Origin of the sequence: Marinobacter sediminicola (genome assembly GCF_031157525.1) — a bacterium.
Classification (GTDB): Bacteria; Pseudomonadota; Gammaproteobacteria; order Pseudomonadales; family Oleiphilaceae; genus Marinobacter; species Marinobacter sediminicola.
In genome coordinates this window covers 187,316-201,222 of sequence record NZ_JAVIXR010000006.1, presented here as the reverse complement: position 1 = coordinate 201,222, position 13,907 = coordinate 187,316, and the positions used below count along the sequence as shown (strand labels likewise).

Annotated in this window: 11 protein-coding genes; all 11 read left to right on the top strand. The window is 56.1% G+C overall.

Translation table 11 applies throughout. From position 1 onward, the window contains the following. Positions 1-8: 8 nt before the first annotated feature. From RG807_RS10810 to ftsA, 11 genes are read left to right on the top strand one after another with little or no spacing between them, the layout of a single operon-like run. Positions 9-1,748, top strand: a complete 1,740-nt coding sequence (locus RG807_RS10810) for a peptidoglycan D,D-transpeptidase FtsI family protein (protein ID WP_309044924.1) — start codon at positions 9-11, stop codon at positions 1,746-1,748. A 4-nt stretch (positions 1,749-1,752) separates the two neighbouring features. Next, on the top strand, positions 1,753-3,237 hold the full coding sequence (locus RG807_RS10805) for a UDP-N-acetylmuramoyl-L-alanyl-D-glutamate--2,6-diaminopimelate ligase (RefSeq protein WP_309044923.1): 1,485 nt from the start codon (positions 1,753-1,755) through the stop codon (positions 3,235-3,237). Further along, complete coding sequence (locus tag RG807_RS10800; RefSeq protein ID WP_309044922.1) at positions 3,234-4,628, top strand: UDP-N-acetylmuramoyl-tripeptide--D-alanyl-D-alanine ligase; 1,395 nt, start codon at positions 3,234-3,236, stop codon at positions 4,626-4,628. Before RG807_RS10805 ends, RG807_RS10800 begins: the two co-directional genes overlap by 4 nt. Next, positions 4,613-5,698, top strand: a complete 1,086-nt coding sequence (mraY, locus tag RG807_RS10795; protein WP_309044921.1) for a phospho-N-acetylmuramoyl-pentapeptide-transferase — start codon at positions 4,613-4,615, stop codon at positions 5,696-5,698. Before RG807_RS10800 ends, mraY begins: the two co-directional genes overlap by 16 nt. Positions 5,699-5,713: 15 nt before the next feature. Beyond that, the gene (gene murD / locus RG807_RS10790) at positions 5,714-7,069 is read left to right on the top strand and encodes a UDP-N-acetylmuramoyl-L-alanine--D-glutamate ligase (RefSeq protein WP_309044920.1); all 1,356 of its coding nucleotides are present in this window, start codon (positions 5,714-5,716) and stop codon (positions 7,067-7,069) included. After that, positions 7,069-8,271 carry a putative lipid II flippase FtsW gene (gene ftsW / locus RG807_RS10785; protein WP_309044919.1) on the top strand — a complete coding sequence of 401 codons (1,203 nt, stop codon included), beginning with the start codon at positions 7,069-7,071 and terminating at the stop codon, positions 8,269-8,271. Before murD ends, ftsW begins: the two co-directional genes overlap by 1 nt. Continuing rightward, positions 8,264-9,370 carry an undecaprenyldiphospho-muramoylpentapeptide beta-N-acetylglucosaminyltransferase gene (murG, locus tag RG807_RS10780; RefSeq protein ID WP_309044918.1) on the top strand — a complete coding sequence of 369 codons (1,107 nt, stop codon included), beginning with the start codon at positions 8,264-8,266 and terminating at the stop codon, positions 9,368-9,370. Before ftsW ends, murG begins: the two co-directional genes overlap by 8 nt. After that, positions 9,363-10,808 (top strand): UDP-N-acetylmuramate--L-alanine ligase, encoded by a 1,446-nt coding sequence (gene murC, locus RG807_RS10775; RefSeq protein ID WP_309044917.1) that lies wholly within the window; start codon positions 9,363-9,365, stop codon positions 10,806-10,808. The genes murG and murC overlap by 8 nt, the downstream gene beginning before the upstream one ends. A gap of 43 nt (positions 10,809-10,851) precedes the next feature. Then, positions 10,852-11,775: a D-alanine--D-alanine ligase gene (locus tag RG807_RS10770; RefSeq protein ID WP_309044946.1), complete on the top strand. Its 924-nt coding sequence runs from the start codon at positions 10,852-10,854 to the stop codon at positions 11,773-11,775. Then, on the top strand, positions 11,768-12,607 hold the full coding sequence (locus RG807_RS10765; RefSeq protein WP_309044916.1) for a cell division protein FtsQ/DivIB: 840 nt from the start codon (positions 11,768-11,770) through the stop codon (positions 12,605-12,607). Before RG807_RS10770 ends, RG807_RS10765 begins: the two co-directional genes overlap by 8 nt. Positions 12,608-12,643: 36 nt before the next feature. Further along, positions 12,644-13,879 carry a cell division protein FtsA gene (ftsA, locus tag RG807_RS10760; RefSeq protein WP_298449657.1) on the top strand — a complete coding sequence of 412 codons (1,236 nt, stop codon included), beginning with the start codon at positions 12,644-12,646 and terminating at the stop codon, positions 13,877-13,879. The last annotated feature ends 28 nt before the right edge of the window (positions 13,880-13,907 follow it).

Genomic DNA, 13,907 nt, shown 5'->3' with positions numbered 1-13,907 from the left:
TGAACTGATTGTCCAATCAGGAGTCGGCAAGAACATTGAGCCAGAGAGTCGCGGCGGGCCTGAAAGCCTGGCGCTTTGGCTCTGTGCTGGGTGTGTTTCTGGTTGTCGTGCTGGCCCTTGGCTGGCGCCTGGTTGATCTGCACGTTGTGGACAATGACTTTTTGCGTAAGCAGGGTGACGTGCGCACCATCCGCGTAGAAACGATTGATGCCCATCGCGGCGTAGTTACCGATCGTTATGGTGAGCCACTGGCTGTAAGTACCCCGGTTCAGACACTCTGGGCTAACCCTTCCGAGACCGATCCTGCCGAACCGCGCCTGACCAACCTGGCTCGGGTGCTGGACATCAGTGAAGCCAGGCTTCGGGAGCGCCTCGCGACATACGCTGGTAGAGAGTTCATTTATCTGCGCAGAAAAGTGCAGCCCGGGCTGGCTGCAAAAGCGATGGAGTTGGATATTCCCGGTATCTACACGCGGCAGGAATATCGCCGTTATTATCCTGCGGGCGAGGTGACATCGCATATCGTCGGGTTTACCAACATCGACGAGCGTGGCCAGGAAGGCTTGGAACTGGCTTATAACGATTGGCTATCTGGTGAGTCGGGACGCAAACGTGTTCTGAAGGATAATCGGGGGCGGATCATCAAGGATCTGGCGCTGATCCGTGATGCGGCTCCTGGTCACAATCTTGAACTCAGCATAGATCTGCGCCTGCAGTATCTGGCTTATCGCGAGCTGAAAGCTGTGGTTAGTGCGCATAAGGCCCGTGGCGGCACTCTTGTGATGCTGGACGTCGAGACAGGTGAAGTGCTCGCGATGGTCAATCAGGGGTCCTATAACCCCAACGATCGCAGCCAGTTCGCATCGGAAAATCTCCGCAACAAAGCCATTACTGATTTGTTTGAGCCCGGCTCAACCATGAAGCCCATCTCTATGGCAGCTGCGCTCGAATCCGGGCAATACACCGCGAATGAAACCATTGATACCTCACCAGGTTATCGGCGCTTCGGCAGGTTCACAATTCGCGACTACCGGAACTACGGCGTTATTAGCCTTACAGACATTATTGTGAAATCGAGCAACGTAGGTATCAGCAAGATCGCCACGGAACTAGGTGGTGACACGATTCGCAACCTCTACGCCCGCCTCGGGTTCGGTCAGCCAACTGGTATTGGATTTCCGGGAGAAGCTGTAGGGGTATTGCCAGCACCACCGAAGTGGCGCCCCTCCGAAGAAGCAACGCTCTCATACGGTTACGGAATGAGTGCGAACGCACTTCAGTTAGCTCAGGCCTACATGGTTATCGCCAATGGCGGTGTGCGTTACCCCCTGAGTCTGATGAAGCTGAACGAAAAGCCTGTTGGTGAAAGGGTTCTTTCCGAGCGGGTAACAAGTGATGTGCGGACAATGCTGGGAGAGGTAGTGTCCAGAGGGTCTGGTAAGCGTGCTCAGCCTGGCTTTTACAGTGCCGGAGGCAAGACCGGAACCGTTCATTTGGTGGGTGCCCAAGGCTATGAAGACAGTCAGTACAAGGCAATTTTTGCCGGTATGGCGCCCATCGATAATCCGAGAATTGTCACGGTTGTGGCAGTGGATGCGCCTCAGTCAGGCGAATACTACGGCGGCGAAGTGGCTGCGCCAGTGTTCTCCCGGGTGATGAGCGATGCGCTGCGACTGCTAAACGTAAAACCTGAACTGGAGGTTGGCGCAACAGGTCGACCGCCAGCAAACATCGGAGCGAGGGGGTAGGCCTATGTGCATAACATCTCTCAGTACGTTGTTGCAGGGTATTGCACCCGTGCCTTCTGTTTTCGATGTGACCATCCACGGGTTGCAAACGGATAGTCGTGAAGTTCGTTCCGGAGATGCATTTGTTGCTTTGGCAGGCGCAAAGACGCCCGCTAACCAGTATGTAGATCAAGCAATAGCGGCAGGCGCCACAGTTGTGCTTCTGGAAACGGAGAGCAGTGGCGAGTGCCATGAACATCGGGGTGCATTGATTGTGCCTGTTCCGGAACTCCGGCAACTACTGGGGAAAATTGCAGCCCGCTTTTACGAGCACCCTTCGCGCAGGCTGCGGCTGATTGGTGTTACCGGTACCAACGGAAAAACTTCGGTGAGCCATTACATCGCACAATTACTAGGCGCGGCAGACACGCCCTGTGGTGTTTTGGGAACTTTGGGTTACGGCATGCCCGGCGCCTTGCAAAAGGCCAGCCATACCACGCCTGACGCAGTTCAGATTAGCCGTGCTTTGTCGGGCATCCTTTCCAGCGGTGGCCGTGCAGCAGCGATGGAAGTGTCGTCCCATGGTCTGGATCAGGGAAGAGTGGACGGCCTGGCCATAACCGGTGCCGTGTTTACCAATCTGACACGGGACCATCTGGACTATCACGGTTCAATGGAATCCTACGGTGCTACCAAGGCTCGACTGTTCGAGCGTGAGGATGTGCACTTCTCGGTGATCAACTTTGACGATCCCTTTGGCCGTCAGCTCTATGAAAAGCTTGAAGGTAAATGTGACCGCATTCGTTATAGCCTTCACGAATCCGAAGTCGAGCTATGGCTTAAAGAGTTCCGTCCTACCGATAACGGCTTTGATGCTGTGGTTGATGGCGAGTGGGGCGAATTTGGCTTTTCCGCGCCACTGATGGGAAGTTTCAATGCCAGCAACGTGCTTGCGGCAATTGCAACGGTGATGACCCTTAATGTGACGGTCGAACAGGTGCAGCAGGCGGTAGAATTGTTAACACCGCCACCCGGGCGGCTTGAGCGTTTCTGTGGCGCAAGCGGCGTTCGTGCTGTGGTTGATTATGCTCACACACCCGATGCGCTCGCGAATGCTTTAGCTGCGCTGCGGCCTCACGTAACAGGCAAGCTGATCTGTGTGTTTGGTTGCGGTGGCGACCGGGATAGCGGCAAGCGGCCTGAAATGGCGAAGGAAGCTGAAACGTGCGCCGATGTCATTATCGTTACAGATGACAATCCACGGACAGAAAACCCGGTGGAGATTGTGCAGGACATTCTGGCGGGCTTCTCCCGGCCGGATGCCGCCACAGTTATTCATGACCGCGCTGAGGCGATTCGCACGGCCATAAATATGGCTGAGCTGGGCGACCTTGTTCTTGTGGCTGGCAAAGGCCATGAATCCTGGCAAGAGATATCGGGCCAAAAGCTTCCGTTCAGTGATGCAAGTCATGTGCGCCAAGGCTTGAGTATTGAAGGAGCTGACCTATGATGCGCGCCTTCTCGTTTGCCGAGGCAGTAGGTTTTACCGGTGCCAAGTGTGTGTCACAGGGGCTGGATACGGTTCAGTTCACTGGCGTGTCTACCGACACCCGCGCCTTGAACGCAGGTGACCTGTTTGTTGCCCTGCGCGGTGACAACTTCGATGGCCACAAATTTTTACAGGCTGCGCAGAAGCTGGGTGCGAGTGCTGCCGTAGTTGATACGCCGGTTGGCAGCAGTCCGGATATGCCGCAGATGGTTGTGGCGGACACCGTTAAAGCGCTGGCGAATCTTGCTGCGGGCAATCGCAGTGAAAGCGACGCGAAGCTGGTTGCGATTACCGGTAGCAGTGGCAAAACCACCGTTAAAGAGCTGGTCGCTGCCATTCTGGCGCGAATGGGGGAAACCCTTGCTACCCGCGGCAACCTGAACAATCACATTGGTGTGCCCTTGACCCTGTTCGGCCTGGAGCCCAGGCACGAATACGGTGTAGTTGAGTTAGGTGCCAGCGGGCTCGGCGAAATCGCTCATACCGTTGCCATTACAAAGCCTCAGGTTGTGATTCTCACGAATGCAGGAGAAGCACACCTCGAGGGCTTTGGCAGTTACGAGAATATCGTGCAGGCCAAGGGTGAAATTATTGAAGGCGTAAACGATGCAGGTCTGGTGGTTTTGAACCGGGATGATCCTGCGTTCGAGCGGTGGCGTGCCCGAGCCGGGAACCGGCGGGTTGTCAGTGTTAGCCGCTTGGGAAACCCCGAGGCGGACTACAGCGCAGTTATCCAACCAAAGCAAAGCCCGCAGGCGGAAGTTGTGTGTGCAGGGCCTGACGGATGGGGGCTCACGTTCCTGTTGCCCCTCGAAGGCGAGCACAACGTAACCAACGCTCTGCTGGCGATTGCAGCAGCCCGTGAGCTGGGTGCAACGGATTTGGCGATCAAAGACGGTTTAGCCGGGGTTCAGCCCGCACGTGGGCGCCTCCAGGTAGTCAATCTTCCGGGAGAATTGTCAGTTATTGATGACAGTTACAACGCAAACCCGGCCTCCATGAAAGCAGCGTTGGGTGTTCTGGCAAAGCGCCAGGGCGCGCATATTGCGGTTTTAGGAGCGATGGGCGAGCTCGGGCCAACTGCTCGCGAACTTCACCGTGAAGTGGGCGCTTTTGCTTCGGAGTTGGGGATTGCGCGCCTGGTAACGGTAGGAGCTGGCTGCGAAGGCTACGCCGAGGGCTTTGGCGACGCGACAGAGATGTATGAAACACACGATGAAGCCGTGCAGGTCATTTATCGGGCTAAAGAGCGGCCAATGACTGTGCTGGTTAAAGGGTCCAGAAGTTCCGCCATGGATCTCGTGGCGGATGGAATTATAAACAAGGTGAATAAAGCATGCTGCTCTGGCTGACAGGGGTTCTTTCAGAATATTTCTCGGCGCTGACGGTGTTTCAGTACCTGACCGTGCGCGGAATTTTGGGCACATTAACCGCGCTCCTGATCTCTTTGGTTATCGGGCCGGTGATGATCCGTAAGCTGAGCCAGTATCAGATTGGTCAGGCGATTCGCGATGATGGCCCTCAAACACATCTCAGTAAAGCTGGAACGCCAACAATGGGCGGAGCGCTGATTCTGGTATCTATCGGCGTCAGCACATTGTTGTGGGCGGATCTGTCCAACCGGTACGTGTGGGTGACGTTGCTGGTTACCTTGCTGTTCGGCGCCATTGGTTGGGTGGATGATTACCGGAAAGTTGTCGAGCGCAACCCCCGTGGCCTGCCTGCACGCTGGAAGTACTTCTGGCAGTCGTTGATTGGTGCAGCCGCAGCCATAGTGTTGTACTTCAGTTCCGCTTTGCCTCAGGAAACCTCGTTGTACCTGCCATTCCTTAAAAATGTGTCACTGACCCTCGGGCCGGTGCTCTTTATCCTGCTTACTTATTTTGTGATTGTCGGTAGCAGCAACGCGGTGAACCTGACAGATGGTCTGGATGGCCTCGCAATCATGCCGACAGTCATGGTTGCAGGTGCCTTGGGCATTTTCGCCTACGTATCCGGTAACGTGCAGTTCGCAAATTATCTGCTGATCCCGCACTTGCCGGGCACCGGCGAACTGATTGTCTTTTGCGGAGCTCTGGTGGGCGCCGGTCTTGGCTTTCTGTGGTTTAACACCTATCCCGCACAAGTGTTCATGGGTGATGTTGGTGCGCTGGCGCTCGGTGCCGCTTTGGGTGTGGTTGCGGTGATCGTGCGCCAGGAAATCATCCTTTTCATCATGGGTGGTGTGTTTGTGATGGAAACAGTGTCAGTGATCTTGCAGGTGGCTTCCTTCCGGTTGACCGGCCGCCGGATATTCCGGATGGCGCCACTGCATCACCATTTTGAGCTTAAAGGGTGGCCGGAGCCGCGCGTAATCGTGCGCTTCTGGGTCATCACTGTAATTCTGGTTCTGATTGGCTTGTCCAGTTTGAAATTGCGATAGGAAGCCGGATTGATTATGAGTGTCATCACTTCAGATCGTCGCATATTGGTAGTAGGGCTCGGTAAAACCGGGCTCTCCTGCGTGCGCTTTCTGACTGCACAGGGAAGAGAGGTTGCCGTGGCTGACAGCCGCGAAGCACCGCCGTGCCTGGATGACCTTCGTGCCGGGTGGCCTGATGTTTCTGTGCATCTTGGATCGTTCAGCCCGGAGCTATTTGCGGGGTTCAACGAACTGATCGTAAGCCCGGGAATCAGCATTGCTGAGCCGGCCATCGCCTATGCCGCCAAACAAGGTGTGCGCATACGGGGCGATATTGATCTGTTTGCTGAAGCTGCCGATGCGCCGGTTGTGGCCATAACAGGCTCCAACGGGAAGACCACTGTTACCACCTTATTGGGCGAGATGGCTCGCTCTGCGGGTCGCAAGGTTCAGATCGGCGGGAATATCGGCACGCCTGCACTGGATTTGCTGGGACTGGGCGCCGACTTGTACGTGCTGGAGCTTTCCAGCTTTCAGTTGGAAACCACAACTGGTCTGAATGCGCTGGCGGCAACCGTACTGAACGTGAGTGACGATCATCTGGATCGCTACCCGGACAAGATGGCTTATTTTCAGGCCAAGCAACGAATCTTCCAAGGATGCAAGAACGCTATCGTAAACCTTGACGATGCGCTCAGCACTCCCATGGCGCGGGATAACCTGCGGTTTGTATGTTTCGGCTTTAATCGGGTGAACCCGCAAACGTTCAGTACCCGGGAAGACGATCAGGGTCTATGGCTGACCTTCGGCTTCGATAACCTGCTGAATGCCAGCGAGCTGGAATTGATGGGCTGGCATAACCTCAGCAACGTAATGGCTGCGCTGGCACTTGGGCAGGCTGCTGGGCTGCCAATGGACACCATGCTGGATAGTGCGCGGAACTTCAGTGGGTTGCCGCACCGGTGTGAGCTTGTGCGCAGGCTTGCTGGCGTTGATTACATCAATGACTCCAAGGGCACGAATGTTGGAGCGACAGTCGCGGCAATTAAAAGCCTGATGCCGGAAGGCGAGGGCAGGATCGTGCTGATTGCTGGTGGAGAAGGCAAAGGTGCCGAGTTTACAGAGCTGGCGGCGCCCATTAGTGACGGTTGCCGCGCTGTCGTATTGATTGGCCGGGACGCAGATCGGATTGCTGGCGCCCTGGCCTTAGATACACCCGTGTACCGGGCCGAAACCTTGAAGGCTGCGGTGGAAAAATCTGCCGAGCTTGCGCAGCAGGGCGATCGGGTACTCTTTTCCCCCGCTTGCGCGAGCTTCGATATGTTTGCGGACTATATGGATCGTGGTGAGCAATTCCGCACCCAGGTCCAATCACTGCGGGAGGTGAGCTGATGCAGCTAGGGCTATCAGCAGCACCCGTAAGGACCCAATGGTTGGTCGAAATTCAGCCCCTGCCGGTTCTGGTTATCAGCTCGGTCGCCTTGCTGATTATCGGGGTTGTGATGATTTCCTCTGCTTCCATGGACCTGGCAGTAGAGACCATGGGCAATGGTTATCACTATGTGATTCGTCAGCTTATGTTCGCGGTTATGGGCTGCATGCTGGCATTGGTATCGGTCAATGTGCCAGTGGCCTGGTGGGAGCGCAGCGGCTGGTTGTTGCTCGGAATAGGCCTGCTGGTGCTGGTTCTGGTTCTTACGCCTCTGGGCCGCACCGTGAACGGTTCTACGCGTTGGATCCCCTTTGGTCTATTCAACGTGCAGGTGTCGGAAGTGGCAAAGCTATGCCTGATTGCATACCTGGCCGGCTACGTTGTAAGGCGCCGCGATGAGTTGCTGAATACCTGGCCGGGCTTTTTGAAGCCGCTGGTCGTTCTTGGCGTGGCATCTGCCTTATTGGTTATACAGCCCGACTTCGGGGCAACGGTGGTTCTGGTGACAGCGGCAGCGGGCATGATTTTCCTTAGCGGCGTGCGGCTTAGCCGGTTTGTGCCGCTGATCGCCATTCTGGTGGTGCTCGGAGTCATTCTGGTACTGACTCAGCCCTACCGGCTGAAGCGCGTAGTGAGCTACCTCGACCCCTGGAAAGATCAATTCGACAGCGGCTACCAGCTAACGCAGTCGTTGATTGCTTTTGGCCGCGGCGATTGGAGTGGCGTTGGCCTCGGAAACTCAATACAGAAACTGTTCTTCCTGCCGGAGGCTCACACAGATTTTATTTTCGCCATCATCGCGGAAGAGTTCGGGTTGATTGGCTCACTGATCGTGCTGGGGCTGTTTACTGTGCTGGTTGTAACTGGATTTGTGATTGCACGTCGGGCTGAAAAGGCGGATATGCCGTTTGGTGCCTGCTTCGCCTACGGCATCACATTGCTGATCGGCTTGCAGGCTGGAATCAACATGGCAGTCAGCACCGGATTGCTGCCTACCAAAGGGCTTACTTTGCCATTGGTGAGCTATGGGGGCTCCAGCCTGATGATCAGCTGTGTGTGTATCGGCATTCTCGCTCGAGTTGAAATGGAGCGGCTGGATAAAGAAAAACAGGCGACGGAAAAGACGGCCCCCCGGAAACGCGGAGGTGCGCGCTATGAGTGAACCTCGCCGCTTTCTGATGATGGCTGGTGGCACCGGAGGCCACGTGTTTCCCGCACTTGCCACCGCCCGGGCACTAGAGGCCAAGGGGCATGAAGTTCACTGGCTGGGTGCTGTCGGCGGCATGGAGGAGCGGCTGATCTCAGACACTGGTATACCCATGTCGCTGATCCACATCTCCGGGCTCCGTGGAAAAGGCAAGCTCGCGTTGCTGGCAGCGCCATTCCGCCTGATGCGCGCGCTCGGGGAGGCCTTTACCATCATGCGTCGCATTCGCCCGGACTGCGTAGTTGGCATGGGTGGGTTTGTGACTGGCCCTGGCGGCTTGGCCGCCTGGCTTACGAAAACGCCGCTGGTGATTCATGAGCAGAATGCCATCGCAGGCATGACAAACCGGATTCTGGTGCGTTTTTCCAAAACGGTACTGGAAGCCTTCCCGGGAAGTTTTGGAGCGGAAGTGATCACCCGGTGCACCGGTAACCCAGTGCGGGAAGACCTGGCGACCTTGCCGGCCCCGGAAGAAAGAATGGCCGGGCGCTCGAACGAAACCGGAGGTCAGAACAACCCGCTGCGAATTCTAGTGGTTGGCGGCAGCCTGGGTGCACAGGTGTTCAATCAGCAGTTGCCAGAAGCCCTGGCAATGCTGCCAGAACAAGAGCGGCCAGAGGTTAGGCATCAGTGTGGGGAACGACATCTTGAAGATGCCCGCGCCTCTTATGAGCAGCACGGCGTGAGTGCCAATGTTGAACCGTTTATCAAGGATATGGCGGAAGCCTATAGCTGGGCCGACATAGTGTTGTGCCGCTCAGGCGCGCTGACGGTTTCTGAGCTGTGTGCCGCAGGAATCGGCGCAGTGCTGGTGCCATTCCCCCATGCGGTGGACGATCATCAAACAAAAAATGGTCAGCAAATGGTAAATGCCAAGGCGGCCATTCTGATACCACAGTCACGGCTGACACCGGCTGTGCTGGCAGAAACCCTTGGCGATCTCGCCAGGGACCGCGCCCGGGTCATGGATATGGCCAAGGCTGCACGTACTTTGGCTCGCCCCGATGCAACGGAGCGAGTCGTAAATTATTGTCTGGAGGCCGCTAATGGCTGATACAAACAATCCGCCGCTTGCTTTTCAAGTACCGGAAATGCGCCGGATTCGCCACATTCACTTTGTGGGTATCGGTGGTGCTGGCATGAGCGGCATTGCAGAAGTGCTGAAAAACCAGGGCTACGACGTGTCTGGTTCAGACATCAAGCAGGGTGTCGTCACAGATCGCCTCAAAGCCATGGGCATTGAGATACAGATTGGCCACCGTGAGGAAAACAGCGCCAAAGCTGACGTGGTTGTGGTGTCGTCTGCTGTGGCGTCAGATAACCCTGAAATGGTGTCAGCTCGCAGTCGGCGGGTGCCCATAGTGCCCCGTGCTGAAATGCTGGCAGAGATCATGCGTTACCGTCACGGCATCGCCGTAGCTGGTACCCATGGCAAGACCACCACCACCAGCCTGATTGCGTCGGTGCTGGGTGAGGCCGGCCTCGATCCCACTTTCGTGATCGGCGGCAAGCTGAACAGTGCTGGTACCAATGCCAAACTGGGTGGGTCGCGCTACCTGGTGGCTGAGGCGGATGAGAGCGATGCCTCCTTCCTGCATCTGACGCCGACCGTGTCAGTGGTCACGAACATCGAAGCCGATCATATGGACACCTACGACGGCGACGTGGAAAAGCTCAAGCAAACATTCGTGGACTTCCTCCACAACCTGCCATTTTACGGCCTGGCTGTAATGTGCGTGGATGATCCCTATGTGAACGAAATCATCCCCCGAATCTCCCGGGCCATCATCACCTATGGCATCAGTAATCCGGATGCGGATTATCGGGCCGAGAACATTGTCTCTGACGGCCTGAGAACTCACTTCGTGGTGAAGCGGCCGGGCGGTCGAAGCGACCTTACTGTGGAGCTGAAAATGCCTGGGCGGCACAACGTTCTGAACGCCTTGGCCGTGATCGCTGTGGCAACGGACGACGGCATAGCAGATGAAGCTATTTGTCGCGGGTTGGCAGCTTTCGCCGGCGTTGGTCGTCGCTTTCAGGTTTACGGGGATTACAAAATACCCAAAGGCACCATCACGCTTGTGGACGACTATGGTCACCACCCTACAGAGGTTGAAGCGGTCATTCGTGCCGCTCAGGGTGCCTGGCCCGAGCGCCGCATAGTGATGCTGTACCAGCCCCACAGATTTAGCCGAACCCGTGATCTGTATGAGGACTTTGTTCGGGTTTTGTCGGAGGTTGATAGCCTGTTGCTCATGGATGTTTACTCCGCCGGAGAAACAGCGGTTCCTGGCGCTGATAGTAGGGCGCTATGCCGCAGCATAAGACAGCGGGGCAAAGTTGAGCCTTTGTTTGTGGAAGATAATCGAGAGATTGAAGGCTTGTTGTCCACTGTTTTACAGGACGGCGATCTTTTGATTACTCAGGGTGCCGGGGACATAGGTGGGATAGCGATCCGGTTAGCGGCGCAAGGAGTTATTTCAGGTGAGTGATGTGAAGCATCCCGGAATACCGGCGTATCAGGCCGAGCCAGAGATGGTTAAGGCGCTTGGGCGTGTGGCTGTGTTTATGGGTGGGGATTCTGCTGAGCGCGATGTCTCTCTCAAAAGCGGCAAAGCGGTACTAGCCGCTTTGGTATCTGCAGGCGTAGACGCCTTTGCCATGGATGTTCAGGGATGCCTATTGAAAAGTGTAGAAAATCCGGACTTTGACCGGGTATTCATTGCTCTGCACGGCCGTGGTGGAGAAGACGGAACCTTGCAAGCGATTCTGTCTCAGGCGGGAATTCCTTATACGGGAAGTGAAGTGATGGCTTCCGCCCTGGCAATGGATAAATTGCGAACCAAATACGTCTTTGCCGGTTGCGGTTTGCCAACGCCTAAATTCAGAACCATGACGGCTGCAGGCGATGCTGAAAAACTTGTTCAGGAATTACGCACGCCTTTGAGTGTTAAGCCGTCGCGGGAAGGTTCCAGCATTGGCATCCGCAAAGTGAACAGCACAGCAGAGTTGGTGGAAGCCTATGAGGCTGCTGCAGCACTGGACACCCAAGTGTTAGTAGAAGAGTGGGTTGAAGGCCCCGAGTTTACGGTCAGTCTGTTGCAGGACAGAGCGCTACCAGCCATCGGATTGAGTACCGATCACGTGTTCTACGACTATGACGCGAAATATCTGGCGGACGATACCCGTTACCGGATTCCCTGTGGCTTGTCGCCTCAGGATGAAGCGAAGTTACAGAACCTCGCGCTGGAAGCTTTTCGGGTCGTGGGCTGTCGGACCTGGGGACGTGTAGACATCATGCAGGATGCAGAGGGTGAGTTCTGGCTTCTGGAAGTCAACACCGTCCCGGGTATGACCGATCACAGCCTGGTACCAATGGCTGCAAAAGCTGCGGGCATCAGCTTTGAAGAGCTGGTTGTGCGGATCTTGAGCGACACGCTGGAGGGAGCCAATGCTTGAAACACTACTAATCCGGAGCCGGGCGATACCGTCCGACCCTCCCCGGCGCCGGGGAGCAACAACCCTCGGTCCCGAGAAGGACCGGTTTGGAGTGTTGAAGGCAATTCTGGCAGCGGTGCCCTGGCTCCAGGCGGGCATGGGCATTGCGATTCTGCTTGTGGCGGGCCTTGTGCCTTGGGCAACAGGCAAGGTGCTGGGGGCCATGGACCAGCAAATTCTGGCCATTGATGTGAATGGTGATTTTGTCGGCGACAGCCGTGTTGCCATTGAGCGTCAGGCCGGCAACTGGATTGGCAAGAGCTACTTTTCAACGGACCTTTCGGACATAAAAGCAAATCTTGAGAGGCGTCCTTGGATTGAAACTGTAGCAGTGCGTCGGGTATGGCCGGATCGACTGGAAATTAACATCCGGGAAAAGAGGCCGCTGGCTTACTGGACTGACGGCCGCCTGGTCAGCCGAACGGGTGAGCTGTTTATGCCGCCCAACCCGGAAGTTGCAGGAAGATTGCCGCAGCTGGCTGGTCCGGATGAGCGGGTGCGTGATGTGATCAACATGGCGCGCACTATGAGCGACAAACTGGTTGGGCACGGCTTGGGATTCGCAGGGCTTTCGCTTGAGCGGCGCGGCGCCTGGACGCTTAGCCTCTCAAACGGAATTGAAGTGGTGCTGGGCCGGGATCAGGTCGCGAAACGCTTTGAGCGCTTTATTACGGTGTATGAAAACCGGCTGATATCACGGTCGGACGAAGTTAGCCGGGTGGATGCCCGCTACACGAACGGTGTGGCGGTTCAATGGAAGTTGGCGCAGGCCGCTTCCGGCCCGAAAACATAGAAACAGTAAATTCAGACCTACGGTTTGGTGGAACACATGTCATCGGTTGAAACGGAAAACATGATTGTCGGCCTCGATATCGGAACCTCTAAAGTGGTTGCGATCGTCGGCAAACGCAAGATGGACGGAACCATTGAGGTGGTGGGAATTGGTTCCCACCCTTCCCGGGGTCTGAAGCGGGGGGTGGTGGTCAATATCGAAACCACGGTTCAGGCGATTCAGCGAGCGGTTGAGGAAGCAGAGCTGATGGCCGGTTGCCGCATTCACTCTGTGTATGCAGGGATTGCAGGCAGTCATATCAAGAGCCTCAATTCCCACGGCATTGTCGCTATTCGCGACCGCGAGGTGACTCAGGCCGATATCGACCGGGTTATCGACGCTGCACAGGCCGTAGCCATTCCTGCCGATCAAAAAATTCTGCACATTTTGCCGCAGGAGTTTGTGATCGATAACCAGGAAGGCATCAAAGAGCCAATGGGCATGTCCGGTGTGCGTTTGGAGGCGAAGGTTCACTTGGTTACCTGTGCCGTGAACGCAGCCCAGAACATTGAAAAGTGCATTCGCCGCTGCGGTCTTGAAGCCGACGACATCATTCTGGAGCAGTTGGCTTCGAGCCACGCCATTCTCACAGATGACGAAAAAGAACTGGGTGTCTGTGTTGTGGATATGGGTGGTGGCACCACGGATATCGCCGTGTTCACCGGCGGGGCCATCCGCCACACCGCGGTAATCCCCATTGCGGGTGATCAGGTTACCAACGACATCGCCATGGCTCTGCGTACGCCCACGCAGAACGCAGAAGAAATCAAGATCAAATACGCCTGTGCTTTGACACAACTGGCTGGCGCTGACGAAACCATCAAAGTGCCCAGCGTTGGCGACCGGGCACCGAGGGACCTCTCACGACAGGCCTTGGCAGAGGTGGTGGAGCCCCGTTACGAGGAGTTGTTTACCCTCGTGCAATCAGAGCTGCGCAGGTCAGGATTTGAAGACATGATTCCGGCGGGAATTGTGATTACAGGCGGATCTTCAACCATGGAAGGTGTGGTCGAGCTTGCAGAAGAAATCTTCCATATGCCGGTACGTTTGGCGTGTCCGCACGCAGTGTCCGGCATGACAGAAGTTGTTAATAACCCCATCTACGCCACCGGCGTCGGGTTATTGATTCATGGTTTCCGGCAGATGGATCTTGGCCGGGCACCGGTGCTCAAGGGTGAAGACGCACCCTCGCTGTTTGAGCGCATGAAAGCCTGGTTTACCGGTCATTTCTGACGGTTCCGGGCAAGCAGTAAACGAAGGT